The following is a 26,736-nucleotide window of genomic DNA, read 5'->3' on the forward strand; positions in this document are numbered from 1 at the left end:
TTCTTTCCACCAGACAAAAGAATGAGGGAAACGAGGCATGAAGAGACAGAAACGAGATCGCCTGGAACGGGCTCATCAACGTGGTTATCAGGCCGGCATCGCTGGACGTTCTAAAGAAATGTGTCCTTATCAGACGATAAATCAAAGGTCACAATGGCTTGGAGGCTGGCGAGAAGCCATCGGCGACAGGGCACTCATAGCCTGATAACGTCTCTTTCAAAAAAGAAACCTCCGCAATGCGGAGGTTTCGCCTTTCCGGGAGTGCGAAAAGCACAATCAGAACGCAGAAGTATCCTGGAACAGGCCAACTTTCAGGTCGCTTGCGCTATAGATCAGACGGCCGTCTACCAGCACTTCGCCATCTGCCAGGCCCATAATCAGGCGGCGGTTAACGATGCGCTTGAAGTGAATACGATAGGTCACTTTCTTCGCTGTAGGCAGAACCTGGCCAGTGAATTTGACTTCGCCCACGCCCAGTGCGCGGCCTTTACCTTCACCACCCAGCCAGCCCAGATAGAAGCCAACCAGCTGCCACATCGCATCCAGACCCAGACAGCCAGGCATTACCGGATCGCCGATAAAGTGGCAACCGAAGAACCACAGGTCCGGGTTGATATCGAGTTCTGCTTCTACGTAACCCTTATCGAAGTTGCCGCCGGTTTCGGTCATTTTCACGACACGGTCCATCATCAGCATGTTCGGGGCCGGTAACTGTGGGCCTTTCGCGCCAAACAGTTCACCGCGACCAGAGGCAAGAAGATCTTCTTTTGTATAGGATTCGCGTTTATCTACCATGTTCTCAGTAAGCCTTATTTTAGTGAAGGACGCAGGATAGCTAACACGTGTACGCTGAACAAGTCCGATCAGTTCGAACTAAACCAGCCCAGCCAGCGTAACGGCCATGGATAACGATGACGAGCATCCTGCTGTGTCGCCTGAGCAATACGCTCCTGGATAGTCTGCATCAGGGTGGTTTGCCCTTCGCCGTCCCATACCAGGTTTGTCAGTAAGGGTAGTGCATCCTCAATCCCTTCGATGGCCCAGATAGCGAACTGCTCTTGTTCCACCGCATCCAGAATCTCCTGACTGAGGCTTAAATGGCGTGCGTTGGGAGCCGGGATAATCACACCCTGCTTGCCGTTTAAACCGCGCTGCTGACAGATAGAGAAGAAGCCTTCAATTTTCTCGTTGAGGCCTCCCACTGGCTGGGCGCGGCCAAACTGGTCCACCGAACCGGTGATCGCGATGTTCTGATTGATGGGCACTTCCGCCAGGGCGCTGATTAAGGCGCACAGCTCGGCCATAGAGGCGCTGTCGCCATCCACTTCGCTGTAGGACTGCTCAAACGTCAGCGAGGCGGAGAAGGGGATCTGTTGCTCAAGCTGCAGCTCTGACATCAAAAACGCCTGCATGATCATCATGCCTTTGGCGTGTATGTTGCCGCCCAGCTCGGCTTTCCGTTCAATATCGGTAAACTCGCCATCGCCAATGTGCACAACGCAGCTGATACGGGACGGCTCCCCGAATGCGCGCGGATGGCCTGGAAATTCAATCACAGACAGGGCGTTAATCTGCCCGACGCGTTCGCCTTCGGTTTCCACCAGAATTTGTTCGAGCAGAATTTCATCCTGCATACGGTCAGCAAGATAGCCTTCTCGCCACTCACGCTGAGCCAGCATCTGAGTGAGCTGTTCACCGGTGAACGCCCCGTCACCGCTGATCACCCCCACTTCACGCAGCTGTTTGCCGATCCAGAGCGGGCAAAGCGGCAGCGTTTCCTGGTCACCGGTGTAGCGTACCGCTTCGCGGATTAAGCCCGGCCATGCGTCAGCCGCAGGGGTTGGCAGCGCAGAACGCTCAGCAACGGCCATCACCCACTGGCACCACTGCGCCATATCGTCGGCATCAGCAATCTGGATGTTGTCTTCGTATTCGCTATACACGGCCTGCTCAGCCAGTTCCGGCTCCATTTCCTGGAAGTCCGCCAGCGATTCACGGTCGCCCGTCAGCACGACGGTCAGCGACAGCGGCATAGACGGAACAGAGACGGGCAGAGGACGAGACTCATCGTAGCCGACCCAGTCGAAACGCTGCTGGTGCACGATGGTTTTCAGACGCATCCACAGCAGCGGCTGCGAGAGCAGGGTGCGCAGTGAGATGATCAGAACACCGCCATTTGCGCGATGTACCAGCCCAGGCTGCAGCGAAAGCTCGCCGTTAAACTGGCGCAGACAACCAAAGAGTTGTTCAGCCTCGACCCAGTTAGCGGTAATCACCTCACCCTTAGCGGCAAAATGGCCGTCGGCCTGTGCCGCCGGTTCGAAAGTGACATCGTGTCCCGCGATACGATACTGGCCGCCAAAAACGGCGTTCGCTTCCGGCTTTAACTGACGCACGGCATCCCCGAACAACGTCAGGTATTCCGCTTCTTCCGGGGCTTTGAGCAGCATGAAAGGCGCAGTTGCCCATGGGCTTAAGACCTGCTCCAGCGCGTAATGCAAACGGGGCTGCGTATCGCTAAGGATGAATTCGTGTTCTTTTGCGAGTTCGGGCTGTGCAAACAGTTCCTGATAACTTTCGGTATCCGGAACAAGGTCACGCCATGCAAGTTTCGTAATGGTCAAAGTTGATGTTTTTTAGTCAGATGTAAAAGCGTGGAGTATACCGTAAGCGGGGGGCTGTACCCAAGCAGGATCGGGTATTTCGACAGGGCGATTGGCTGCATTCACTCACAGGATATGATTTCTTTTCAGCAGATTGCTAAAAAACTGATATTCTGAACAGAGTTACGTGGTAACACTGAGATCGCAATGAAATATCAACAACTGGAAAATCTCGAAAGCGGCTGGAAATGGAAGTACCTGGTCAAAAAGCACCGTGAAGGGGAGCTGATCACCTGCTACATCGAAGCCAGCGCTGCACAAGAAGCCGTGGATATTTTGCTGACCCTCGAAAATGAACCGGTACAGGTTAACGGCTGGATTGAGAAACACATCAATCCTGCCTTGTTAAACCGGATGAAGCAAACTATCCGTGCGCGACGCAAACGGCATTTTAATGCTGAGCATCAGCACACTCGCAAAAAATCAATCGACCTTGAGTTCGTTGTCTGGCAACGTCTGGCTGGGCTGGCACAACGACGGGGTAAAACGCTTTCGGAAACCATCGTGCAGTTGATTGAGGATGCCGAACATAAAGAGAAGTACGCCAACCAGATGTCGACGCTGAAGAACGACCTTCAGGCGCTGTTGGGTAAAAAGTAGATTTTTTTACTTTTCTTCAGACAATAAAAAACCCCGCATGGCGGGGTTTTTTTATAAGACGATAACTTATGCCGCTGGCTGAGTTACAACGTCTTTGATGCCTTTAACTTCGATCTCTACGCGACGATCTGGAGCCAGGCAGTCGATCAGTGCAGCGCGAGCTTTCACGTTGTCACAGGTGTTGCCAGTAACTGGGTTAGATTCGCCCATACCACGTGGGGAGATCTTGTTAGCTGGGATACCTTTAGAGATCAGGTAATCAACAACAGACTGAGCACGTTTCTCAGACAGTTTCTGGTTGTAAGCGTCAGAACCGATACGGTCGGTGAAGCCCAGAACCACTACAGAACCGTCTTTAGGATCCAGGTTGCTCAGCTGAGAGTACAGCTGATCCAGTGCCTGCTGACCTTCTGGTTTCAGAGTTGCTTTGTTGAAGTTGAACAGAACGTCAGACTTCAGAGTGAAGTGCTTGGTCTGTACTTCTGGAGCTGGAGCCGGCGCTGGAGCAACAACTGGTGCTGCTTCTTCCTGCTGGCCGAAACGGTAGGAAACACCTACGCTCAGCATGCCGTTGTCTGGACGAACACCAACGGTGTTGCCGTCGCCGATGTTGTTAACCCACTGGTATTCCAGACGGGTAGCGATGTCACGGGTCATAGCCCACTCAACGCCACCAGCGAATACTGGGGAAACACCGGTGTCATGGTCGCTACCAACCTGGTTGTTGCTGGAGTCAGCGCGCCATACCATGCCGCCCAGACGGGTGTACACGTCCAGATCGTCAGTTACTGGGTAACCCAGTTTAGCGGTCAGCTGAACGCCCTGTGCTTTGAAAGCGCCGTTTACGGTGTCGCCTTTGTATGGCATACGACCTAACCAGTCGTAACCCATTTCAAAACCAACATACGGGTTAACCTGATAGCCACCGAACGCACCTGCACCAAGCTGGCTCTCGTGAGTCGGGCCATCGTTGTTCAGGTCTTTGTTGTACCAGCCGGTGTCGTGGAACTGAGACCAGCCCAGTTTACCACCTGCATACCAGGTATTATCTTTCGGAGCGGCCTGCGCTACGGTAGCGAAGCCAGCCAGTGCCACTGCAATCGCGATAGCTGTCTTTTTCATTTTTTGCGCCTCGTTATCATCCAAAATTCGCCATGAAAGTCTCAAGAGAGAATCACGGTTAAATCCTTCACCGGGGGGCGTGGTCAAATATAAATCTACCGATATCTTCGGCTTAGGCCGAGCACCCCTGGCGATGTAAAGTCTACAACGTAGCTGAAAACTTACAAGTGTGAAGTCTGTCAGGCATATGAAAAAAAAAGTTCCGTATACCGATTATTTAACATTTTTAGAACGAATTTTGTGCAATAAAATGAAGGAGAACCGCACCAGACAAGCCTTGCCGCAATTTTCAGACCGGGAACTTTAATGCCATCTTGTGGTCGAAAAAAATTCCAGGAAAAATCTTAATTTCACTCAATGATACAAATTTGAGTGAATTTTTAGCCCAGAAAGTTGTCCTCTGCGGTAAGAATCCGATCGAACCGGACGCATAATGAACCCGATCGCACTCCCTTCTTCAGCGGCTTCAGTCAGACGGAAATGTTCCTCTTCCGTCAATTCTTCGGGTAACCATCCAATTACCACGCTGTAATTTCCGGTGCGTAACGCGCGGATCATCGACTCAACGGTATCGCACGGCGAGAGCTGATTAATCTGCATGACCTTGGTCAGCGGAAGGCCAGCGGACTGAACCCACTCACGGCTCAGTTTTTGTTGAGGCGTGAGCCAAAGCTGCCAGCGCGATTGCTGACCAAGCTGTTGTAATAACGGCAACAACAGAAGTTGCGTCAACAGGGGCTGGTCTTCACGATAAACCACTTCACTGATAAGCCCTGTGGAAACACGCTCGACGGAATTCTGCGCGACATTGCCTGCGGCAGAAGAGAGAGAGATTGCGCGATTTGCATAGCCTGAAGTGTGCATATTCATTCCAGCCCTGTAGTTACTGTATGGATATACAGTAACCCCTGTATGCATAAAGATCAACCTCATTTTCGGAAAGCGACTCGCAAAATTCATTCAATCTTGATGCCCCTGGAAAAATCATCTTGCTCAACGGCGATAAGTTGCCTATTTTCCTGCTAACGGATCCGCTAGTAAGAAATTTCGTTGTTACTTTATGATTTTGAAGGGAAATATCATGAAAAAGATATCTTATGAACGGATTTATAAATCCCAGGAATACCTCTCCCCGTTGGGCGAGATTCATCATCGTGCGCTGTTTGGAGGCTACACCCTGGCGGTGGATGATGCGGTTTTTGCCATGGTGTCTGATGGCGAGCTTTATCTTCGGGCTTGTGAGGAGAGTGCGAAATACTGCGTAAAGAATGCCTCCTCATTTTTGACATTGATGAAGCGAGGCCGCCCGGTGCTGCTCAACTATTATCGTGTGGATGACGGATTATGGCAGGACAGGGAGCGGTTGCTTCAGCTCTCTTCGTTTGCACTCAGTGCGGCAAGAAAAGAGCGCTATCAGCGCCATCAACGAAATCGACTCAAGGATCTGCCAAACCTGACCTTTCAGCTTGAAGTCTTGCTCTTTGAAGCCGGAATTACCAATGAAGAAACACTCCGGACGCTGGGCGCCAGAGCCAGCTGGCTGAAGATGCGGGCGAAAAATAAAGCGCTCAGTATTAAAGTCCTCTTCGCGCTCGAAGGGGCTATTGAAGGGCTGCATGAGGCGGCACTCCCGGCAGGCATTCGCCGGGAGCTAACGGAGTGGTTTAATGCGCTGCCTGAGCCACAGGAGAATCACTCCTCCAGGTAGCGATTTGCTGTTGCAGCCGGCAAATTTCAGGCAGCAGAGCGATAAGCAGGCCTATCTGCTGAAGAACCAGCGGCGCTTTGCTGTCGTTTCCCGGGTCAAGATGCGCAATGCGTTGCGCCAGTTCATTCAGCGCCTGTTGTACGCGCGGTTCATCGGCTGGGCGGTGATGAAGCGCGTCATCGACATAACAGACGGCGTCATCGAGCAGGTTGAGAATACCCGGGTTGGTGAGTTTCTCGCGGTGGGCACCCAGCGTCGAAATATAGCTGGTAAACGTATGGTTCAGGCAGAGCAGGCGGAACGCGGTCTCACGAATTTCCGCCGTGGCGCGAGGCTCCGTTGACATGTTAGAGACAACGGAGGCCAGTTCTGCATCACTGTTGTGCGCATCACGACGGGCTATCCGGTAAGCCAGGCGGTTATCGCGCCCCTGGTGATACTGCTCCAGGATAGCGTCAAGGTATCGACAGTTGGCGTTCATCGCCCTGTCGACCACCCGCGGCAAATTGCGGAAACGCCAGTCCGGCCAGATAAAGCTGACCGCGGCCCAGGCAATCGCGCAGCCTATCAGGGTATCGATCACGCGGGGCAGGGCGACTTCAAAGCCTTCACCCAGCAGGTTAAAGCAGAGCAGTACCAGCAGCGTGATGAACATGGTGGCGTGGGCATACTGCACGTTGCGAAACGCGAAGAACAGCACGCCGGTAATGACGATCAGAATCAATTGACCTTCGACGGAAGGCACGAAATAGAGCACCGGAAGGCCGATCGCGACGCCAACCAGCGTACCGATAATACGCAGCGCAAGTCGGTGTCGGGTGGCGTTATAGTTCGGCTGGCAGACGAACAGGCTGGTGAGCAGGATCCAGTAGCCATGGTGCAGTCCGGTTATCTGGATAAAGGCATACCCCACGCACAGCACCAGCGACATTCTCACCGCGTGGCGAAAGAGAGCCGACTCCGGCGTAAAGTTGCGGCTCAGGCGTAGCCACATATCGCTAACGCTGTGCACGCTGTCATCAGCAAGCTGATTGTCCACCTCACTGCCCGGCAGTGCCATCGCCTGTTCGGACTCAATGGTTGCCAGCTGTGCATCAATCGCCCGCAGGTTGTTCAGCAGAAAGCCCAGCGCTTTGATGTGTTCCGGTGACGTTCCGCTGGCCTGAACGCGGTCGAGCGCCGCATCAAGGTGGCTGAATACGCGTTCAAAGCGGGGATCATGCTGATAGGGCGTGCGCAGCAGAATGGAGCGCGAGAGCCGCTGACACGCCTGAGACTGCATGGAGAGCAGGCGCTGGAAGCGGAACATCACGTCGCTGTAGCGGAACCTCTCGCGCAGGGCGGCATACTGAACGTGCGAGGAGCTGGCGCGTTCATGAATATCCTGGGCGGCAAAATAGTAGTGTAAGGTCCTTCGCGTTCCGCGCTGACCGCGATCGCCGCGCAGACGGGTAAGCAGAGAGGCTTTTGTCTGGTTAAGGGTGGCAACCAGCTGGCCGTTTGCCAGCGCCAGATCGTAGAGCGGCGCCTGGCTTTCTTCCTCGATATCCGGGTCGAACAGCCGGGATTTCAGTTCCAGATAGTGGGCTAACTGCTCAAAGCTGCGGGCAAGATTATCCTGCAGAGGGCGAACCGGGAAGATCAGATGACCGGTTAGCGTCAGCAGGTTATACCAGATGGCACCCAGCAACAGCAGAACCGGCTGCTGGTACCACTGGTCGTACAGGGAAACGCCCAGCATAGTGTAGATGGCGATCAGCAATGCACCAAAAGCGATGGTGGCATAGCGCTGCCCAAGGCCACCCAGCAAAATAAACCCGCTGGTTGAGAGGGTAAGACCCAGGGCAAACAGCCAGGGCCAGGGGAAAAGCAGCTCAACGGACGCTGACGCAATAAAAAAGCAGACAAGCGTAATGACCAGATTACGCAAACGCCCGGCCAGACGATCGTCCAGGTCCGCCAGCGCCCCGGCCACCACTCCCAGCGTGAGCGGAATAGTGAGTTTGACATCATTCAGCCACCAGGGCAGAGCAACCGTGCCGCAAAGCGCGATGAATATCCTGACGTTATAAAGCCAGGTGCTGTTCCAGGTATAACGGCGAAGCAGTGGGCTTAGCATAAACGCGGCCAGTCCTTATTTTACTGAAAACGACGACGAGCGTTTGCTTCACGCGCCGCCTGGGCCACTTCTACCGGAACAACCCTGCGACCGACGGGCCAAAGGGCGATAGCGGCGATCTTAAAGTTCGCGATCCCCACCGGAATACCAATAATCGTGATGCACTGTGCAATACCGGCAAAAATATGCATGATGCACAGCCACCAGCCGAAGAAAATGAGCCACAGAATGTTCAGCAGGGTTCCGCCCGTATTCATCAGGGCGTTTTTGTTCTCCGGATTCAGCTCGTCAACGTGGATGGCTTCATTCCCGTAGGGGATTAAGGAGAGTTTCGTGATTTCCCAGCAGGAACGGGTCAGGGGAAGCGTGAAAATCAGGACGATGCTCACCAGCGTGGCAAAAAGCCAGGAAAGGGTGGTGGCAAAACCGCCCAGCACAAAATTCAACACATTCAGAACGGTACGCATAAACCCTCACTTCCTTTCGATAAAATTAACGCCCAATGATTGTAACGTTTTTTTAGGCTGGAGCACCTTAAAACTGGCAGTTAAACTGTCAGGTAAATTATCTCTTCGTGGATTTGGCGGAACATGGAACTGAAAGCAACGTCGTTAGGCAAACGCCTGGCGCAACACCCTTACGACAGGGTTGTTCTCCTTAATGCCGGGGTGAAAGTCTCCGGGGAACGCCACGAATATCTTATTCCGTTTAATCAGCTTCTGGCTATCCACTGCAAACGCGGGCTGGTGTGGGGCGAGCTGGAGTTCGTTCTCCCTGACGATAAAGTCGTGCGTCTTCACGGCACCGAGTGGACGGAAACTCAGCGTTTCCACCATCACCTGAACGCGCTCTGGCAGCAGTGGAGCCAGGATATGAGCGTGATTGCCGCCCAGGTGCTCCAGCAGGTGCTGGACGATATCGCGCAAAGCAACGCGCAACACGCGTGGCTGACCCGTCAGCAGACCGCCGGGCTGCAGCAAAAGATCCGACAGGCACTCGCGGCGCTGCCGCTCTCCGTGACGCGTCTCGACGAGTTTGACAACTGTCGCGACGCCTGGCGCCAGTGTCAGGCCTGGCTGAATGATAAGGATAAAAGCCGTCTCGCCCATAATCAAGCCTGGACGGACGCCATGCTCACCCAATATGCCGACTTTTTCAGTACGGTGGAATCGTCACCGCTCAATCCGGCCCAGGCGCGCGCGGTGGTCAACGGCGAGCAGTCGCTGCTGGTGCTGGCGGGGGCCGGTAGCGGTAAAACGTCGGTGCTGGTGGCGCGTGCCGGCTGGCTGCTGACGACCGGGGAAGCGGTAGCCGATCAAATTCTGCTTCTGGCCTTTGGCCGCAAGGCTGCCCAGGAGATGGACGAACGTATCCAGGAACGCCTGCACACCCGGGATATCACGGCCAGAACTTTCCATGCCCTTGCGCTGCATATTATTCAGCAGGGCAGTAAAAAAGTGCCTTCCATCAGTAAGCTGGAAAACGACGCGCAGGCGCGTCAGGCGCTGTTCATCAAAACGTGGCGCCAGCAGTGCAGTGAGAAAAAGGCGCAGGCAAAAGGGTGGCGTCAGTGGCTGGAGGAGGAGCTCAACTGGGAGGTGCCGGAGGGCAGCTTCTGGCAGGATGATAAGCTGGCGCGTCGGCTGGGTTCGCGACTTGACCGCTGGGTCAGCCTGATGCGAATGCACGGTGGATCGCAGGCAGAGATGATTGAAAGCGCGCCGGAGGCGATCCGCGATCTGTTTTCGAAGCGGGTCAAGCTGATGGCTCCGCTACTGAAAGCCTGGAAAACCGCGCTGAAAGCGGAAAATGCCGTTGATTTCTCCGGCCTGATCCATCAGGCCATCATCATTCTTGAGAAGGGACGTTTTGTCAGCCCGTGGAAGCATATTCTGGTGGATGAGTTCCAGGACATTTCTCCGCAGCGTGCAGCGTTGCTCTCAGCGCTGCGGGCGCAAAATAAACATACCTCGCTGTTTGCGGTGGGGGACGACTGGCAGGCCATCTATCGCTTCAGCGGGGCGCAGCTCTCCCTGACAACCGCATTCCACCACTATTTTGGCGAAGGCGATCGCAGCGATCTGGACACGACCTACCGCTTCAATTCACGGATTGGTGAAATCGCCAACCGCTTTATCCAGCAGAACCCGCATCAGCTGGCAAAACCGCTCAATAGCCTGCGGGCAGGGGATAAAAAAGCCGTGACCCTGCTGGCGGACGATCAGCTGGAACCGCTGCTGGACAAGCTCAGCGGCTATGCAAAGCCCGATGAACGTATTCTGGTGCTGGCGCGCTACCATCACCTTAAACCCGCGGCGCTGGAAAAAGCCGCCACCCGCTGGCCGAAACTGCAGCTTGAATTTATGACCATTCACGCCAGCAAAGGGCAGCAGGCCGATTATGTGATTGTGGTGGGGCTGAAAGAGGGTAGCGACGGTTTCCCGGCCCCGGCCCGCGAGTCGGTAATGGAAGAGGCCTTACTGCCGGTGCCGGAAGACTTCCCGGATGCCGAAGAGCGGCGTTTGCTGTATGTGGCCATCACCCGCGCGCGGCATCGCGTGTGGCTGCTGTTCAATAAAGAGGAGCCATCCGTGTTTGTCGATATCCTGAAGAGTATTGATGTGCCGGTAGCGCGTAAACCATAACGACGTCAGGCAAGGTTTTGTAGGCCGGGTAAGGCGTAGCCGCCACCCGGCAAAAAAGCTACTTCAATCTGTCGGAAAGATAACGCTGATAGTCCGGAATAAGGATATCAACCGGCGAGTTAAACTGTGGCGATTCGATGATGAAATCCGCCGTCGACAGGTTCGTCGCCACCGGAATATTCCACACCGTCGCCAGACGCAGCAGGGCTTTGACATCCGGGTCGTGCGGAACCGCGTTCAGCGGGTCCCAGAAGAAGATCAGCACATCAATCTTCCCTTCGGAGATCTGCGCGCCGACCTGCTGATCGCCGCCCATCGGGCCGCTCAGCATGGCATTCACCTGCAGACCCGTTTCGCGCTGGATCAGGTTACCGGTGGTACCGGTCGCCGACAGAGCGTGCTTTTCCAGCGAAGACTGATGGCGGCGAACCCAGTTAAGCAGCATTTGTTTACAGTGATCGTGCGCCACCAGCGCAATGTGTTTGCGTTCAGGTAGCGTGCGTGTTGTCAGTTCCATAATCATATCCATCAGGTTAACTGCCTACACGATGACGGGAACCGTCTGACGCTGCAAGAGAAAGGCGTAAAAAATGTGGCTTATGATGAAGGTTGTTGTTTTGCCCACTGTAAAAACCGGGCCCGCGTGTCGGGATCGGCCTGCTGGAACCAGAATTTTAGGCGCTGTTCCGTCAGGGTCTGGGACTGGGGAGGAATGACGTCCAGTTCAGAGACGCCGGAAAGCAGCGCACTGTCGTCAGCCATCATGGTAGCAAACTGAGGAAGCGACGCGCGTTTACCCGCTTTGTTATAGGTCTGGGTCGCGGCCTCGTAGTCCGGACCTTTTGGTGAGGTCGTCAGCGCCAGAATATCCAGCTTCACCGGAATCGGCATCGCATCCCCGTCCAGCAGTTCAATGCGGGGAGACGCGTCGAAGGCCGCCGATTCTTTCTCCGTTTCAAGACGAGGCAGGGTAATGTTCACCTGACTGATTTGCCGGGTATTAAAGCTGACGATCAGCGGCGGCGAGATATACATCCTTTGCTCGTGATTCGCCAGACCGATCGATTTTTCCACCCGGAATACCAGCTGATGCGGCCCGTTATCCAGCTCGATGCTGTCCGCACCGCGCAATAACGAACTGGAAACCTTTTTTCCGTCCAGTACCAGGAGATCAATATCGGTAGAGAGCCGGAGCGTGGTAGCAAAAACGCAGACCGGCATCACTAACGCAATCAGAGCAGTGGCAATACCGGTTTTCATAGAAGGCTCCCGTCAGAAATCCTGTCGCCGCATTAATGTATCTAAATTTTTCGAGAATCATGTTTACTAACATATAGACATATTTCGCCGTTTTGCCCTCATGCGTCGGTATGGGATGGATGGTTGAGATGTGCGGTTTGGCGTACACTTTTAAAAAAGCCAGGAGAAAAACCATGAAAGAGAACGATATTGCCGAGATTCTGACATCCACGCGTACCATTGCGCTGGTGGGCGCGAGCGATAAACCCGATCGTCCAAGCTATCGGGTGATGAAATACCTTCTCAATCAGGGCTACCACGTCATCCCGGTCTCGCCAAAAGTGGCGGGGAAAACCTTACTGGGCCAGCAGGGTTATGCCACGCTCGCTGACGTGCCGGAAAAAATTGATATGGTTGATGTCTTCCGAAATTCCGAGGCGGCGTGGGAAGTGGCGCAGGACGCTATCGCCGTCGGGGCGAAAACGCTGTGGATGCAGCTGGGCGTGATTAATGAGCAGGCTGCGGTGCTGGCGCGGGATGCGGGGTTAAACGTCGTCATGGATCGCTGTCCGGCGATCGACATCCCCCGTCTGGGGCTGGCGAAATAATAAAAAAAAGCCCGTTCATCGGGCTTTTTTTACACGCTTAGTTCCGCAGGCGCGGAGCCTGTAACTGTTTGCGGATAGTCTGAGCAAGCTCATCCATTGTGGGTTGCTCCGGATGCTCTTCCTGCAGCTCGCTGCTCAGCTGCGCTTCAGCAAGATAGGTGTGAACGGGTTGTCCATCATCACCTTCCATCACCACATGGTACCAGGGCGCGGCGCGAAGCTCTGCATTCACCGCCAGCTCGTCTGCTGACGGTTCATCAAGGGAATACTCCGGGTCGATATCCACGACCACACCCAAATACCCGAGCAAAGTGTGGCGGACCTGCTGGCCGATACCGAATTTGCTGGCAATCATAGTCACCTCCCGGGAAATACGACTTACACGTTATGTGCGGGCAATATTTCTCTTTTCAAGTTACATGACGCGACAGGCAAACCCTTTCAGATACAGTCCTTCCGGGTAGGTAGCAATCACGGGGTGATCGGCTGCCTGACGGAACTGCTCTATAAATTGTACATCACGGCCAGCATCTATTGCGGCATCGGCGATGATTTTCTGAAATAAATCTGTGGTCATCAGGCCTGAGCAAGAGAAGGTGAGCAGAATCCCGCCCGGGTTCAGCAGCTGGATAGCCAGCATGTTGATATCTTTATACCCACGGCACGCGCCCATCAGCTGGCTTTTGTTTTCCACAAACTTTGGCGGATCCATCACGATGACGTCGAACTTTTCGCCCTGATCGCGATATTTACGCAGCAGCTTGAAGACGTCATCGCGTACAAACTCCGCTTTGCTCAGATCCAGCTTATTCAGCTCGACGTTCTGTTTTGCCACGTCGAGCGCTTCCTGTGAGGTGTCCACGCTGACCACCTGGGCACAGCCGCCCATCAGTGCCGAAACGGCGAAACCACCGGTATAGGAGAAGCAGTTCAGCACGCGTTTGTCGGCAACGTACTGACGCGTAGCCAGACGGCTGTCGCGCTGGTCGAGGTAGTAACCGGTTTTGTGCCCGCCCTGAATATCCACCAGCAGCTTCATGCCGTGCTCTTCAATCGGCAGCAGGGCAGGCGGCAGTTCACCCGTAACCGGACCCTGCGTCAGCTCCATGCCCTCTTTTTTGCGCACCGCCACATCACTGCGGTCGTAAATGGCGCACTGCGGGAACAGCGTTTGCAGCGCGCTAATCAGCGCGGCACGCTGGTATTCCGCTCCGGCGCTCAGGAGCTGCAGCACCAGGAAGTTACCGAAGCGATCGATGGTCACGCCCGGCAGGCCGTCGGACTCACCGGCAATCAGGCGGTAGCTGTCCAGCCCGTCGCGTTTTGCCAGCCAGTCGCGCCACTGCTGCGCCTGCTGCAGACGACGCACAAAGAAGTCGATGTCGATGGTTTCGTCTTTATCGAAGGTCCAGACGCGCGCGCGGATTTGGGACGCTGGCGAGTAAGCGCCTCGCGCTAACCATTTCCCCTGATGGTCAACGATATCAATGGTTTCACCGAGGCTGACTTTGCCTTCCATACGGGCAACCGCGCCGGAAAAGACCCAGGGATGACGGCGCAGTAATGATTTCTCGCGCCCTTTGGCTAACACTAAACGTACACTCATAATTTGCTGTTCTGTCGATTTCAGGGAAATGGCGCGTAGATTACCACATTCAACAAGGCGCAATCATCTGCGGATGCCGTTGAGCGTTTCGGCACAAAATCAAATCGCTTAGGCACATTACGGCATTGCAGCAGGCTTTACAGTAGGGTCTCCAGTTCAGCAGAGGAAGCACCCATGAAAAAGCGCAGTGTAATCGCAATAGCCGCTCTGGCGGCGATAAGTTTTCAGGTTTTCGCGGCAACGCCTTTTGGCATCACCAGCCAGGATATTTCCGGCGAACGCCGGTTGGCGCAGCAGCAGGTATTTGAGGGATTTGGCTGCCACGGTGGGAATACCTCTCCCCAGCTGGCATGGAAAAATCCGCCCGCCGGTACAAAAAGTTTTGCCGTTACGGTCTATGACCCTGATGCGCCCACCGGCAGCGGCTGGTGGCACTGGACCGTAGCCAATATACCGGCGAATACAATGACGCTGCCCGCTGATGCCGGTAACCCGAACGGCGAGAAATTACCTGCCGGCGTGGTGCAGGGGCGCAATGATTTCGGCTATTCTGGATTCGGCGGCGCATGTCCACCCGCCGGGGATAAACCTCACCGCTATCAGGTTACCGTCTGGGCGCTGGACGTAGATACACTGCCCGTCGACAAAAATGCCAGCGGCGCGCTGGTCGGTTTTATGATTAATAGTCACACTCTGGCAAAGGCTCAGTTAACAGCAACCTACAGCAGATAAGGATGACAGGGTGCAGGAGTTCCATTTTCGACATAAACATCTTACTGCGGGTGAAGTGACTGCCAGCAAAATGCATCGCCTGCACCAGGTTAAACTCTTCTTTCCGGCTATTTGTCATATCACTCACGGCAGTAAGGTGATTGTTCAGGACGATAACCGCCTGGAGGCGACACGGGATCAACTCATCATTATCCCTGCCAATACGGTGATGGAGATTATCAATCAGCCCGCGAACGGCATGTTTCGATCGGACTTGCTCATGTTATCTCCGGAGATCGTTGCCGAGTTTAAAGCGGATTACCTGAAATCCTGGCCGCGCACGACGTTGCATTCGCTCTGCGCGCCGCTGAGCGAGGGGCTGGCGTTTATGTGGGATAATCTGCTGCACGCCGTGCGTCAGGATTTACCGGAGGCGCTACAAAAGCATCAGGCTTTCGGTCTGTTGCTGGCCTTGCTGCATGACGGTGTGGCAGGTCCGCTGCTTATTGAGCGACACAGTAACCTGACCGAGCAGGTGCGGCAGTTCATTATGCTGTCGCCCGCCAGAGCCTGGAGCGCGCAGGACGTCGCCAGCCGTCTGGCCTTAAGCGTACCGACGCTGCGCAGGCGGTTACGCGAGGAGTCACAGAGTTTTCGCCAGATTGTGGAGGAGGTGAGGATGGCCGTTGCTTTATCACAGCTACAGTCAACCCGATTACCGATCGGCGAAATCGCATTACAATGTGGGTATCTTTCCAGCTCTCGTTTCACCGCCCGTTTCCGGCAGCACTACGGCTGTTTGCCGAAAACGCTACGTTAAGGAGAAAAAGAATGTCTAAAGTCTGCACCATTGCCTGGGTTCACGGCGTTGTTCAGGGCGTGGGGTTCCGCTACAGCACCCAGCGCGAGGCCGTTCAGCTTGGGCTAACGGGATACGCGCGAAACATGGACGACGGCAGCGTTGAGGTGGTCGCCTGCGGCGAAGCGGAGCAGGTCGACAAGCTGGTGGCGTGGCTGAAAGCGGGTGGGCCGCGTAGCGCACGGGTTGATAAGGTCTTAACAGAACCGCATCAGCCCGGGCGGGAATATATGAACTTCGGTATTCGCTACTAAATGCACTTCACCGGTTTTGGCAGGCCGGCAATTTTGGTGGCCTGTTTTGCCGGGCCTTTCGGGAACAGACGATACAGATAGCGGCTGTTGCCTTTCTCTTCACCGAACTTATTGGCCATCGCCTTGACCAGCATGCGGATGGCCGGAGAGGTGTTGAATTCAAGGTAAAACTCGCGGACAAAACGCACCACCTCCCAGTGTTCGGGGGAGAGGGTAATCCCTTCGTTTTCCGCAATTTTCTCCGCCAGCGGTTCGCTCCAGAGCGTCGTATCTTTCAGATAGCCTTCGCTATCGGTCTCAATTTCCTGGCCTGCAAAAATGAACATAATCTTCTGTCGTAGGTGAAAAATCGGCGACAGTGTAGCAAAAAAGCGGGCTCAGGATAAACCGTGACCTAAAGGAGCAGCTGAAGCAGATTGTTGGCATTGAGCTTCTTCAGCGCGTTGCATTTATGGGTTGAAACCTGTTTCTCCGACATGTGCGTCACGATGGCAATGTGGCGGACCGGCAACCCGGCCAGCATCAGATCGAGTACGTTGAATTCAGGAACGGTCAGGCAACAGTCCAGGCTTCGAACGCGACGCGGCTCTTTTGCCAGCAAATACGCCGCATCGGCAACGGCGATCCTGTCGTCGATGATATAAAGCGTTAGCGTACCGAAACGCTTGCGTAAATGCGTCGCCAGCGCCCACCCCTTTTCGTTGCAGACCAGATAAAGGCTGCCTTTCCAGCGGGCGGCTTCAAGCCTGAGCAAAATGTTGATCAGCGCCTGATGCGTCGCCGCCACGGAAAAACGGCAGCGGACGACCACCACGCGGCGGGTAAGCAGCGTTGGCTGCCATTGTACGGTATCGCTTATGACCTCTGGCTGGACGCCCCGACGCAGCAGCGCATAGCGCAGTCCTTCGGCGTAAAATCGATTATTGTCGAGAATGGCGTAACTCACGGTGACCTCGTTATAACGTGCTGGGCGTATAGATAACGCGCAGCGTGCCGGTATAGTCGCCCGCGTTTTTGCTGCTGGCGGCAAACGCAGGCGTTTTCAGGATAATCGGCGCAGGAATGCACAGTACGCTCTCGCGTCCGCCCGGCAGCACGACCTGACGCAGATGCTGCGGATCGTTTGTGCCTTGCCAGACCAGGGTTTTACCGTTCGCGACCGTTTCGGTTGCGCCTGTGATTGGATTGGTGACGGAGACCCGATAATCGAGACGGTCCCGCGCATCGGTCTGGCTACCGCCGCGCCGCCGGATAGAAAACGCCCCTTCGGCACGCCCATCTGAGGGAAGCCCGTCGTCCTCAAAGCGAAGATAGGCGCGGGTGCTGGTACTGTTTTTGCCGTCGTACAGGCACATATCCAGCGTGTTTTCCCCCTGGATCTCGCTGCCCCCGGGGCGCCCCGGGAAGTTGGTCAGGTTGAGGTTAACGATGGGCGTGGAGTGCGGAAAGGCCGGCAGATAAATCTGCTGGTTTCCCGGGTCGACCACCTCAATGCGAATATTGGCCTGCCATTTGGCGAGGGTGAGATAGCCCGGACAGCCGACATTCACGTCATTGAAGTTCCCGCCGCAGTCGGCGCTTCCCCACTGGCGCAGGTTCTGCTTCAGCGTGGCGGTCCAGATCCCCGGCAGGGCGAGCTTATCCAGTTCGCTTTTTACGATATAGAAATCGAAGTAAGGCTCTCTGTTCCACGCTGGGAGGTCGACAGTTCCTCCAGTCACGAAGCTGGCGAAAGTAAACACTCTGTTGTTGATAAACATATAGTGATCGCCATACACCTTGATATCCACCGTCTTGCTGGTGATGGCATGCGTAAAACGCAAGTTGATGGCATAAGGTGCGGCCGGGTTCGCCGAGAACCAGACCGGGGAGTTCATGCAGGCGCCGTTCGTGGTGTCAGTCCGGGACTCACAGGTCAGGGTATTACGCCCCCACTTTTGCGGATCGGCGGGGTCATAACCGCCCGATTCATGAAACCAGATGTCAAAGCGCGCAGGCGGTGCCATACGATCGAAGCTGATCCCAACGCTGGAGTTACGTCCCGCGGGGGCGCCCGCCAGCGTCTGGCCGGCCCACAGGCTTAACAGCAGTAAAATAAAGAGGCGTTTAATCACATCATTTCCCTTTAGTGAGGCTATCGGTATTCATGGCAGTCGGGCCAGCAGGGACCGACCGTCCGGCCAGCATCAGCTGCGCCTGCTGCTGGACTGCATCCGGCAGGGCGGAGAAGGTTAATTCCTTACAGGGAATCGAACCGACGTAACGCACAACGTCGCGCATGCTCTTCACGTTCAGCGCGCACTGATAAAATTGCTGCTGACGCACCAGGTAGAGGTTATGCAGCAGGGCGTCGCTTTGTGCGCTAAACCCGCCGTTGCCAAGGTCGCTCCAGCCGTTCACGTTCAGCGGCACGCCGCCGATAAACGGCGAATGGCGCTCGTCGGTTAACTGGCCAAGCCAGGTGTAGCTTGCGGTAGTTTGCACGTCCCGGCGCAGCAGTTTGCCTGGCACCATAAACAGCGTTCTGCTGCCTGACCCTTGCGTGATTTCACTGCTGGCTCCCCGGGAGACGTCCAGCGATTCGTTAATCGTCAACGTCGTCTGCTGATAGCCCGGTACCGCGAAGAGGGCGCGGCTATTGCCCGGAATGTCTGCACTGCCGCTATTATCCAGCGACACGGCGACGCGCGGATCCTGAGCATCTTCCGGCGTGGCCACGTTCACCGCGACGGCGGAAGCAGGGCGACCGTCGCTCCAGCGGCCCAGCCACAGGCCAGAACGGGACAGCGCGAGCGTTGAGCTGTAGTTACCGCTGCTGCTCAGCGTATGGCGGCGGTCCTGACGATCCCAGGCGTCGCTGACCGTCAGGCTTCCGTTGCCATATCGTCCGCCCTGGCGCGTATAGGCTGAGGTATTCAGCGAGTCGCTGTTAATGCCCGACGCGCTGAGGCCATACTCATTTTCACCGCGGGCATCGGCATACCAGTTATGCGCCACGCTGTAGCTCAGCTGGTTTTTTTCACGCTGCTGGTGCTGCCATGTCGCGCCCAGAGAGGTGTAGCTTGACGCATCACCCTGACGGTTATGCGCCATGGACAGGCTCACGCTCAGGTAGCCGCCTTTATCCCTGCCGTCGCGGGAGTCATCGTTACGCATAAACAGGTTAATGCTGCTGTTAATGTTAAGCCCATGGGTACTGAAGGCGTTGCTCAGGCCTCCCTGCCAGGCCCGCGTGCGCGTGCGGGTCATATAGACCGATTCCCACGGCAGACCCGCATCGTGGCGATCGTCGCTGTCCGGGAGCTCACGGCGTGAAACGTACCGGCCTTCGTTGCGGTTATCCGAATACCCCAGGCTCGCATACCAGGCGCCGGCCGGGACGGAGAACATCACCGAGAGGGTGCGATAACAGCCGTTCACGGCGTCAAATCCCGCGCTTTGGGTGGTGCAGTTTTCAGCGGACAACGCGTTGCGATAGATGCTCAAAGAAAAACCGTCGTTGTAGCTGATTTGCTGAATATTGCCGCGCTGACCTTCGCTGCCGTAGAGGTAGCTAAACCGGGTACTCAGCACGCCATCGATCGGGCCCGCGTTGAAGCCCCGGCTCCAGTCGATCGCATTTTCCAGGAAACGCTGGTTTTTCTTGAACGTTGCGCCGCTGGTCAGCGCCAGCGTCGGGGTCACGGGCAGACGAACGCCCGCCTGCGCAACCGCGCGGCGTTCTTCGTTTTGATCGCTATTATCGGTTTCGCCCGCCTGCAGGAACCACTCGACGCGGTCGAATGGCGTAATGCCGGTTCGGGTAAACGGCACCTGCTCGGTGCGCGTCAGCCGGTTATTTTCATAGATGGAGAGCGTCACGGTGTAGCTCCCGTCCGGGAACGAACGCGTGTCCAGGGTTTGCGCCCCGGCATTCAGATAAAAGCTCGCCAGCAGCTGATTGCCCCGGCGGGCGTCGATACGCGCGTCATGGGAAAGCAGCACGGTCACTGGGGTTCCCTTCGACTGCTGAACCGGGTTCATCCATGCCCTTGTTGAACCCGTGCGCAGGCCGCGAATTTTGCCCAGCGGCAGCTGGCTGAGGTTGATATTCCCACCGGCGTTGCTGAACAGATCGCGGGTATCCATCTCGCCCAGCTGAACATAGTACTGACGCAGGATATCCTGGCGAAACCAGGCGTTGTTGACGGTGACCTCCTGCAGCTGCTTCTGCCGTGAACGCTGCCCCAGCCAGGTCCAGTCGAGATTCGCATAGCCGTCCTGCGTGAGCGCCAGCGCGCCGTTGCCCTGCACGGTTGCCGACTGATAATCCTTGTCGGCAACGAAGTTAATGTTTTGCTGATGGATCAGCGCATTTTCGGTGCCCTGAGTAGGCTGATACCATTGATTCTCTGCCGTCTGCTTAGGCAGAAATTTCTTATCCAGGAACAGGTTAATGCGGGCGTTATCCTCGTCATAAATAATGGCCGCGCGGTCGGTATCGATGTAATCACAGCCCGTTGCGGAGCCGTTGCTGTTACAGGCCAGGTTGCCGTTACGGGCAAGCGGAACGGCCAGCGCGGCAGACACGGTGGCAACAAGCGATGGGTCGTCATTAAACCGGCGTTTGATGGCCGCTACCACGGTTTCAGGTGCGACAAAGCTGACCGTTTCAAGCGTGATATCCGTTTCAAAAAGGCCAAGCGCCTCGCCATAGAGGTTCACCTCTGTCCACAGGCGCTGCGTCTTCGCCAGATCTTCAAAACCTGGCGGGACGGCCATCCCGGCGCAGGCGAGTTGGATGGAAGCGGGTAACAAAGCAACAAAGAGGAGGGTATTTCTGTGAAACGCCATGAACGAGCCTCGACATCATCCTGACGTCAGAGGGTGAACACCCTCTGACGTTATTCCTTAGGTGCAGTGGTGTTACGCACCGCCTTCCGTGGTCGTCGCCTGCGTCAGCATCAGGCTGACAACGCCGCTGTACTGACCGGTTTTCAGAATGCCTTTGGTGGTCTGGGAAATGGTCAGCGGCAGTACCGCTGAACCGTTTTCAATGCTCCCCGGGAACAGTTCGGCGCCTGTATATTCCACATCTGCGGTAGAGAGGGTTTTATCACCCAGAATCACCGTCATTGGGATGGTCTCAGCACCGTCAGCATTCGCCAGCTTCGCGGCGCTAACCAGACGGACTTTTACGTTGCTGGTCGCGGAGTTAGACCACACCTTGGTATTCAGGCGGTAGCTTTCCAGGCCACGGCCGGGCAGGTACTGCATATCGATGCTTGCCGGCAGCGGCGTGTTATCGGCCTGGGTCATATCCAGCTGTGAATCAACGCTGGCGTTGACGGTAATATCTTTTTGAATCGCCAGCGCGCTAACGGACGTGGTCATCGCGGCAACAATCATCAGAGGTTTAAAATACTTACGCATTGATATCTCCATATTTACAAATGAGCACTCTGGCTCTTTAAACAAACCCTTTGGGTCTTTACGGTAACGTCGTGTTATTGCACGACGGGTAAATCAGCTTCTTCAGCGGTTTTATTCAGCCAGTTGAAGTAGCGGAATTTATATTTCTGGCCTTGTACCTTCGAGAGCGTTTTTAATTTCCGTTCGGTGTCCGGATAAATCGTCGCGTCTTCTTTAATCCATCTGCACGACGAATCCGCATCACAAATACCGATCTCTCTGAGCGGCACGCGCAACGTGCCGCTGTTTTTTAACGTTCCCCTCTGAGGGTCAATTGACAGCGCAACCACGCTTTTTTTCGGTGCGAGATGGATCAGGGCACCCCAGATCACATTGACGCCCAGTCTTGCCGTCGCAGCAGGGCTTTCTGCCTTGCCCGGAATAATGCTGTCAGGCTGCTTGACCCCTTCAAAATAGACGCGCCAGGTCGTCTCTTTTTCCGGGGGCGTAAGCGATACCAGGCGAACCACGCGCATTGCGCCTGCCGCAAGGGCGAATTTTTCCGGCGTGACAACAACGCCACCCTCTTTCCACGACGCCACATCAATTTCTTTTTCCAGGGCCGTGCCGGGATTAAGAATTTTCTTTTGCCTCACCCGAATGAACTGAATATCATCCGTTTTTGACGCCACCTTAATTTGCGCCGCACCGGACTTATCTACGTTAAGTTCCATGGGATACACGCTCATATTGGCCAGTGCCATTTCCGGGAAAAATGGCAGTGACAGCGCGGCGACATAAAGGGCGGTTGTGACGCTTACTCTTTTTTTCTGTTTCACAATCAAGTCTGCCTGCTCTGAGTTTAAAGGCGGCGCGTTAACACCAGGACACCGTCTGCTTTCGTATCGCTTCAGGGCAGGGAAACTTTAACCAGAACAGCGGTTTGTGAAAATTTGTATTAATTAACTCGTTATATACAGTTTTTTATCCTGATTTTCTGGCTTTAAGGTTGTATAGTTAAGCGAAAATACCGCGACCAGGGATGGGGAGAAAATTCCTTCTGATGAGAAAATAAGCAAGTCAGGAGAGGGTTTTCATGTCGATGTACCAGGGATTAAAAAGCATGCGGTAACAGCCGAGAATAAAAGATGTTTTTTATATGCAATAATTCGTTGTTATTTGATCCTGAAGCACATGCAATAAGTCTTGTTGGACAACCGGAATCTGTATTAACGCTTTCGGCACCCGCCGTTCGCCTTTTACAGGAATTTATTAAACACAAAGGGCATGACCTGAGTCGGGAGGAATTGATTACCCGCGTGTGGGAGGAGTTTGGCTTTACGCCATCGGGAAATAATCTCAATAAAGCGGTGAGCGAATTACGTAAAAGCTTCCAGGCACTGGGAGAGGGGTACGAATTTATCGTAACCGTACCTCGTTATGGGTTTCGTTTTGAGGCCGATGTGATTTTTCAGCCCGGAGAGAGTATTCAACCCGCTGAGCCGCAGCCTCCGTCTGCACCGCAAGTGGAAAAGCCCCAGCGCGCTTCCCTGAAAAGGTGGGGGATTCCGGCCATATTGATTATTGCTGCATTGGGGGCGAGCTTCTACTTTAGCCGGCAGCAGGGGATATTCGTCCCGGCGAAACTCATGCCGGTTAAGGAGAAAATCGCGCGTTGTCGTCTCTGGATTATCAACGATCACGGAAGACCGCTGGTGTTATCGAAATTAGCGGCGCAGCTGGCGGCCAATAACGTGGCGTGCGAACGTGAGGAGTACGACATTTATTATTTCAGCGCCCGTTTTTCAATTGCCGCCGCAGATGAGGTGTTCATTGGCGCCTGCCCGGTCAGTAAATCCAGCCTGTGCAAAACCATCCGTTATAAAAGCGGGGCCCAAAAATGAAAATAAAACTTCTCTTTGGTCTGGGTGGTGTGTTGGTCGGCAGTGCCCTGGCGCTGTTTTACTATTCTGGCTGTGTGTTTAAAAAGGATGTGCTGGCCTGTAGCACCGAATTTAACTTTACGCGCAATGAGGGAAAAACCAGCGAAGTGAAGGTCAATACCGTTGCCCAGTTCTATTTTCATCGGGACGGTACCGGAGTGACCACCTATAAAGGCGCGGCAAGGGCTGACGGGCAAAATCTGATCGTTGACAGGGACGTGGACTTTACCTGGCAGCAGCGGGACGATGATAACGTCATTGTATTGAGCTACACCGAAACCTGGCGTCGACACAACGACAATACGCCTGACGCCCAGTGGGGGAGCTTTGCCAGTCCGACTGCACGCTACTACCTCACGATCTCTGAACTCTCGCCTTCCGTGTGGCTGATTCAGGACCGGCGCTATCCGACCTATATTTGCCGGGGTGAGTAGGGCATAAAAAAAGGAGAATGCCGGGGCATTCTCCTTTTTCATATCCGTTGTGCTTAATCCCGACTGGCGAAGCCCAGGATGCTCAACAGGCTGACGAAGATGTTGTACAGCGACACATAGAGGCTCACGGTGGCGCGGATATAGTTCGTCTCACCGCCGCGAATGATGTTGCTGGTTTCAAACAGGATCGCGCCGGAAGAAATCAGAATAAACACGGCGCTGATCGCCAGATGCAGGGCAGGCAGCTGCAGGAAGATGTTTGCCACCATACCCACCAGCACAACTACCACACCCGCCATCAGCATACCGCCGAGGAAGGACATGTCCTTACGCGTGGTCAGCACGTAGGCCGAGCAGCAGAAGAACACCAGCGCGGTACCGCCCAGCGCCATGCCGATAAGATCGCCCATACCGGCAGACAGATATGCGTTCAGCATCGGCCCCAGGATGTAGCCCAGGAAGCCGGTGAAGGCAAACGCGGACAGAATACCGACCGGTTTGTCAGCGGTTTTGTAGGTCAGGAACATCAGACCATACATGCCCACCAGGGTCAGGATCAGCCCCGGAGACGGCAGCATCAGCACGGTGCTGGCGGTGGCGGTGATCGCCGAAAACGCCAGAGTCAGGCTAAGCATGAAATAGGTATTGCGCAGCACCTTGTGGGTACTGAGTAGCGATGTGCGGTCGCGCGAAGAAGTAATTATACGATCCATGAGTCACTCTCTTATGACAGATGTAATTAGCGGAAAGAATAGGAAACGAGGCGCCAGTCTCAAAGTGGTTTTACCCATCTTTACTCAGCACGTTAGCGCTGGAGGTGGTTATTTATTCTGCAGAAGTACGTTTCACCAGTATGAACAGCGGTTTGCGACAATTTACCAGATCAAGCTCTTATAGGTTACTGAAAAATATTGCGTTATTACCATTCGAACGCTAAGAGTTATTTCCGGATCGTCATAAAACAGACAATAAGGCGAAGGAAATGAAACCACAAACACGCACGAACTTTACACTCTCTTTGTTAACCGCAGGGATCCTGTGCGCCAGCACGGCTGCCTGGGCGGCTAACGTGCCGGCAGGAACCCAATTGGCAGAGAAGCAGGAACTGGTCAGGAACAACGGTAATGAGCCGGCCTCGCTCGACCCGCATAAAGTCGAAAGCGACGTCGAATTCAATATTATCAGCGATTTATTCGATGGGCTGGTCAGTGTCTCCCCGACGGGGGACATTCAGCCCCGACTGGCGGAAAAATGGGAGAACAAGGACAACACCGTCTGGACGTTCCATTTGCGCCCGGGCATCACCTGGAGCGACGGCACTGCCATCACCGCGGAAGATGTAGTCTGGAGCTGGCAGCGTCTGGTTGATCCTAAAACCGCTTCTCCGTATGCCAGCTATCCAGGCAACATGCACATTGTGAATGGTGCGGATATTGCGCAGGGGAAAAAAGCCCCCGATACGCTGGGCGTGAAAGCGATAAACGACACCACGCTGGAAGTCACTTTGACGCAGCCTAATGCGGCATTCCTGGCCATGCTGGCGCACCCGTCACTGGTGCCGGTGGACAAAGTGCTGATTGGCCGCTTTGGCGACAAGTGGACCAAGCCTGAACATATCGTCACCAGCGGGGCGTACAAGCTGTCCCAGTGGGTGGTCAACGAACGCATTGTGGCGGAGCGCAACCCGCGCTACTGGGATAATGACCATACCGTGATTAACAAGGTGACGTATCTGCCTATCACCTCCGAGGCCGCAGATGTGAACCGCTATAAAGCGGGCGAAATTGACATTGTCTACACGGTGCCGATTAACCAGTTTGCCCAGCTCAAGAAAACCCTGGGCAGCCAACTTGACGTTTCACCTCAGCTTGCGACCTATTACTACGAATTCAATACCACCCGTCCGCCGTTCAACGACGCGCGCGTGCGCAAGGCGCTGAACATGGCGCTCGATAAAGACATCATTGCCGGAAAAGTATTAGGGCAGGGGCAGCGCCCGGCGTGGCTCATCAGCCAGCCGGATATTGGCGGCGTTAAGCTCCAGAACCCGGATTACGCCAGTTGGCCGCTGGACAAGCGCATCGCGGAGGCGAAAAAGCTTCTCAACGAGGCTGGGTACAACGAAAGCCACCCTCTGAGCTTTAACCTGCTCTATAACACCTCTGAATCGCACCAGCGCATCGCGATTGCGGCCAGTTCCATGTGGAAAAAGAACCTCGGCGTGGAGGCGAAGCTGCAAAATCAGGAGTGGAAAACCATGCTGGATACCATGCACACCCACAACTTTGACGCGGTGCGTTACGCGTGGATTGCCGATTACGACGATGCGGCGACCTTCCTGAACACCTTCCGCACCGGCGACAGCGAAAACACCAGCCAGTACAGCAATCCGGAATATGACCAGGCGCTGGTGAATGCCGCAAAAGCCAAAACAACGGAAGAGCGGGGTAAGTTCTACCAGCAGGCGGAAGATCTGCTGGGACGCGATGTGCCCGCCATTCCGGTTTATCACTACGTCCGAACGCACCTGGTTAAACCGTGGGTCGGTGGATTTACGCCGGATAAGCTGGGGTACTATTACACGAAAGACATGTACATCAAAAAACACTAGGCCTGTGCTGATAAAATCGTCGATGTGTTGTCAGTTCAACCGATTAAACACGTTTTGACTATTTTTACAGCGAACGAGTGCCACCACTCTTTACAGCACGCGGTGAGGTGTTTATAGTTCGCCTCACTTAGGAAGTGTGGCCGAGCGGTTGAAGGCACCGGTCTTGAAAACCGGCGACCCGAAAGGGTTCCAGAGTTCGAATCTCTGCGCTTCCGCCAGATAT

The 26,736-nt window shown here is 54.9% G+C and carries 28 protein-coding genes and 1 tRNA gene; 12 read left to right on the forward strand and 17 right to left on the reverse strand.

Going from position 1 to position 26,736, the window contains the following annotated elements:
* The first annotated feature begins 37 nt into the window (after positions 1-37).
* Positions 38-205, forward strand: coding sequence for a ribosome modulation factor (gene rmf / locus GXP72_RS07745; RefSeq protein WP_013097261.1), 168 nt, complete (start codon positions 38-40; stop codon positions 203-205).
* A gap of 71 nt (positions 206-276) precedes the next feature.
* On the opposite strand, the gene fabA is transcribed toward rmf, so the two are convergent.
* Positions 277-795, reverse strand: a complete 519-nt coding sequence (fabA, locus tag GXP72_RS07750; RefSeq protein ID WP_008499931.1) for a 3-hydroxyacyl-[acyl-carrier-protein] dehydratase FabA — start codon at positions 793-795, stop codon at positions 277-279.
* A gap of 68 nt (positions 796-863) precedes the next feature.
* Positions 864-2,624, reverse strand: coding sequence for a Lon protease family protein (locus GXP72_RS07755; protein ID WP_090417501.1), 1,761 nt, complete (start codon positions 2,622-2,624; stop codon positions 864-866).
* A gap of 186 nt (positions 2,625-2,810) precedes the next feature.
* Between GXP72_RS07755 and matP the strand changes: the two genes are divergently transcribed.
* Complete coding sequence (matP, locus tag GXP72_RS07760; protein WP_008499929.1) at positions 2,811-3,263, forward strand: macrodomain Ter protein MatP; 453 nt, start codon at positions 2,811-2,813, stop codon at positions 3,261-3,263.
* Positions 3,264-3,329: 66 nt separating this feature from the next.
* Here matP and ompA read toward each other — a convergent pair whose 3' ends face one another.
* Both ompA and sulA read right to left on the reverse strand, forming a co-directional pair.
* Positions 3,330-4,385, reverse strand: coding sequence for a porin OmpA (gene ompA / locus GXP72_RS07765; protein ID WP_024907765.1), 1,056 nt, complete (start codon positions 4,383-4,385; stop codon positions 3,330-3,332).
* A 354-nt stretch (positions 4,386-4,739) separates the two neighbouring features.
* Complete coding sequence (gene sulA / locus GXP72_RS07770; RefSeq protein WP_024907764.1) at positions 4,740-5,249, reverse strand: SOS-induced cell division inhibitor SulA; 510 nt, start codon at positions 5,247-5,249, stop codon at positions 4,740-4,742.
* A 217-nt stretch (positions 5,250-5,466) separates the two neighbouring features.
* Between sulA and GXP72_RS07775 the strand changes: the two genes are divergently transcribed.
* Positions 5,467-6,093, forward strand: coding sequence for a TfoX/Sxy family DNA transformation protein (locus tag GXP72_RS07775; RefSeq protein ID WP_208763699.1), 627 nt, complete (start codon positions 5,467-5,469; stop codon positions 6,091-6,093).
* Here the strand turns inward: GXP72_RS07775 and yccS are convergent.
* The gene (gene yccS, locus GXP72_RS07780) at positions 6,050-8,212 is read right to left on the reverse strand and encodes a YccS family putative transporter (RefSeq protein WP_148769585.1); all 2,163 of its coding nucleotides are present in this window, start codon (positions 8,210-8,212) and stop codon (positions 6,050-6,052) included. The two genes, GXP72_RS07775 and yccS, sit on opposite strands and share 44 nt — an antisense overlap.
* Before the next feature lie 20 nt (positions 8,213-8,232).
* On the reverse strand, positions 8,233-8,679 hold the full coding sequence (locus GXP72_RS07785; protein WP_032649128.1) for a YccF domain-containing protein: 447 nt from the start codon (positions 8,677-8,679) through the stop codon (positions 8,233-8,235).
* Positions 8,680-8,802: 123 nt separating this feature from the next.
* Here GXP72_RS07785 and helD point away from each other — a divergent pair, with 123 nt between their 5' ends.
* Positions 8,803-10,857, forward strand: coding sequence for a DNA helicase IV (gene helD, locus GXP72_RS07790; RefSeq protein WP_208763700.1), 2,055 nt, complete (start codon positions 8,803-8,805; stop codon positions 10,855-10,857).
* 58 nt (positions 10,858-10,915) lie between these two features.
* On the opposite strand, the gene mgsA is transcribed toward helD, so the two are convergent.
* Together mgsA and GXP72_RS07800 are read right to left on the reverse strand one after the other, a co-directional pair.
* Positions 10,916-11,374: a methylglyoxal synthase gene (gene mgsA, locus GXP72_RS07795; RefSeq protein ID WP_023311034.1), complete on the reverse strand. Its 459-nt coding sequence runs from the start codon at positions 11,372-11,374 to the stop codon at positions 10,916-10,918.
* An 80-nt stretch (positions 11,375-11,454) separates the two neighbouring features.
* Positions 11,455-12,117, reverse strand: a complete 663-nt coding sequence (locus tag GXP72_RS07800) for a DUF2057 family protein (RefSeq protein WP_208763701.1) — start codon at positions 12,115-12,117, stop codon at positions 11,455-11,457.
* A 173-nt stretch (positions 12,118-12,290) separates the two neighbouring features.
* Here GXP72_RS07800 and GXP72_RS07805 point away from each other — a divergent pair, with 173 nt between their 5' ends.
* A complete protein-coding gene (locus GXP72_RS07805) occupies positions 12,291-12,704 on the forward strand; it encodes a CoA-binding protein (protein ID WP_208763702.1) in 414 nt (137 codons plus the stop codon).
* A 37-nt stretch (positions 12,705-12,741) separates the two neighbouring features.
* Here the strand turns inward: GXP72_RS07805 and hspQ are convergent, their stop codons facing one another.
* A complete protein-coding gene (gene hspQ / locus GXP72_RS07810) occupies positions 12,742-13,059 on the reverse strand; it encodes a heat shock protein HspQ (RefSeq protein ID WP_008499919.1) in 318 nt (105 codons plus the stop codon).
* A gap of 60 nt (positions 13,060-13,119) precedes the next feature.
* The gene (gene rlmI / locus GXP72_RS07815; protein WP_208763703.1) at positions 13,120-14,310 is read right to left on the reverse strand and encodes a 23S rRNA (cytosine(1962)-C(5))-methyltransferase RlmI; all 1,191 of its coding nucleotides are present in this window, start codon (positions 14,308-14,310) and stop codon (positions 13,120-13,122) included.
* Between the two features lie 174 nt (positions 14,311-14,484).
* Between rlmI and GXP72_RS07820 the strand changes: the two genes are divergently transcribed.
* Genes GXP72_RS07820 through yccX form a run of 3 tightly spaced genes read left to right on the forward strand, consistent with a single transcriptional unit; the run spans position 14,485 to position 16,134 of the window.
* A complete protein-coding gene (locus tag GXP72_RS07820) occupies positions 14,485-15,042 on the forward strand; it encodes a kinase inhibitor (RefSeq protein WP_208763704.1) in 558 nt (185 codons plus the stop codon).
* Between the two features lie 10 nt (positions 15,043-15,052).
* Positions 15,053-15,841 carry an AraC family transcriptional regulator gene (locus tag GXP72_RS07825; protein ID WP_208763705.1) on the forward strand — a complete coding sequence of 263 codons (789 nt, stop codon included), beginning with the start codon at positions 15,053-15,055 and terminating at the stop codon, positions 15,839-15,841.
* A gap of 11 nt (positions 15,842-15,852) precedes the next feature.
* Positions 15,853-16,134 (forward strand): acylphosphatase, encoded by a 282-nt coding sequence (gene yccX / locus GXP72_RS07830; protein WP_024907755.1) that lies wholly within the window; start codon positions 15,853-15,855, stop codon positions 16,132-16,134.
* Here yccX and tusE read toward each other — a convergent pair.
* The 6 genes from tusE to GXP72_RS07860 form a co-directional block, all read right to left on the reverse strand.
* A complete protein-coding gene (gene tusE / locus GXP72_RS07835; protein WP_008499913.1) occupies positions 16,131-16,460 on the reverse strand; it encodes a sulfurtransferase TusE in 330 nt (109 codons plus the stop codon). The two genes, yccX and tusE, sit on opposite strands and share 4 nt — an antisense overlap.
* 68 nt (positions 16,461-16,528) lie before the next feature.
* A complete protein-coding gene (locus tag GXP72_RS07840) occupies positions 16,529-17,080 on the reverse strand; it encodes a LuxR C-terminal-related transcriptional regulator (RefSeq protein WP_208763706.1) in 552 nt (183 codons plus the stop codon).
* A 10-nt stretch (positions 17,081-17,090) separates the two neighbouring features.
* Entirely contained in the window at positions 17,091-18,248 is a 1,158-nt protein-coding gene (locus GXP72_RS07845; RefSeq protein WP_208763707.1) for a CfaE/CblD family pilus tip adhesin, read from the reverse strand.
* A gap of 1 nt (position 18,249) precedes the next feature.
* On the reverse strand, positions 18,250-20,967 hold the full coding sequence (locus tag GXP72_RS07850) for a TcfC E-set like domain-containing protein (RefSeq protein ID WP_208763708.1): 2,718 nt from the start codon (positions 20,965-20,967) through the stop codon (positions 18,250-18,252).
* Positions 20,968-21,039: 72 nt separating this feature from the next.
* Positions 21,040-21,546 (reverse strand): CS1 type fimbrial major subunit, encoded by a 507-nt coding sequence (locus tag GXP72_RS07855; protein ID WP_061715619.1) that lies wholly within the window; start codon positions 21,544-21,546, stop codon positions 21,040-21,042.
* 74 nt (positions 21,547-21,620) lie between these two features.
* The gene (locus tag GXP72_RS07860) at positions 21,621-22,364 is read right to left on the reverse strand and encodes a fimbrial protein (protein ID WP_048991051.1); all 744 of its coding nucleotides are present in this window, start codon (positions 22,362-22,364) and stop codon (positions 21,621-21,623) included.
* A 309-nt stretch (positions 22,365-22,673) separates the two neighbouring features.
* Between GXP72_RS07860 and GXP72_RS07865 the strand changes: the two genes are divergently transcribed.
* The gene (locus GXP72_RS07865; RefSeq protein WP_048991044.1) at positions 22,674-23,429 is read left to right on the forward strand and encodes a winged helix-turn-helix domain-containing protein; all 756 of its coding nucleotides are present in this window, start codon (positions 22,674-22,676) and stop codon (positions 23,427-23,429) included.
* Complete coding sequence (locus GXP72_RS07870; RefSeq protein WP_048991046.1) at positions 23,426-23,902, forward strand: hypothetical protein; 477 nt, start codon at positions 23,426-23,428, stop codon at positions 23,900-23,902. The genes GXP72_RS07865 and GXP72_RS07870 overlap by 4 nt, the downstream gene beginning before the upstream one ends.
* 53 nt (positions 23,903-23,955) lie before the next feature.
* On the opposite strand, the gene yccA is transcribed toward GXP72_RS07870, so the two are convergent.
* Positions 23,956-24,615 carry an FtsH protease modulator YccA gene (gene yccA, locus GXP72_RS07875; RefSeq protein WP_023335168.1) on the reverse strand — a complete coding sequence of 220 codons (660 nt, stop codon included), beginning with the start codon at positions 24,613-24,615 and terminating at the stop codon, positions 23,956-23,958.
* A gap of 269 nt (positions 24,616-24,884) precedes the next feature.
* On the opposite strand from yccA, the gene GXP72_RS07880 reads away from it, so the two are divergent.
* Together GXP72_RS07880 and GXP72_RS07885 are read left to right on the forward strand one after the other, a co-directional pair.
* The gene (locus tag GXP72_RS07880) at positions 24,885-26,513 is read left to right on the forward strand and encodes an ABC transporter substrate-binding protein (RefSeq protein WP_090417482.1); all 1,629 of its coding nucleotides are present in this window, start codon (positions 24,885-24,887) and stop codon (positions 26,511-26,513) included.
* A gap of 130 nt (positions 26,514-26,643) precedes the next feature.
* Positions 26,644-26,731, forward strand: a tRNA-Ser gene (locus tag GXP72_RS07885).
* Positions 26,732-26,736 lie beyond the last annotated feature (5 nt).

The organism is Enterobacter sp. SES19 (assembly GCF_011765665.1).
GTDB lineage: Bacteria > Pseudomonadota > Gammaproteobacteria > Enterobacterales > Enterobacteriaceae > Enterobacter > Enterobacter pseudoroggenkampii.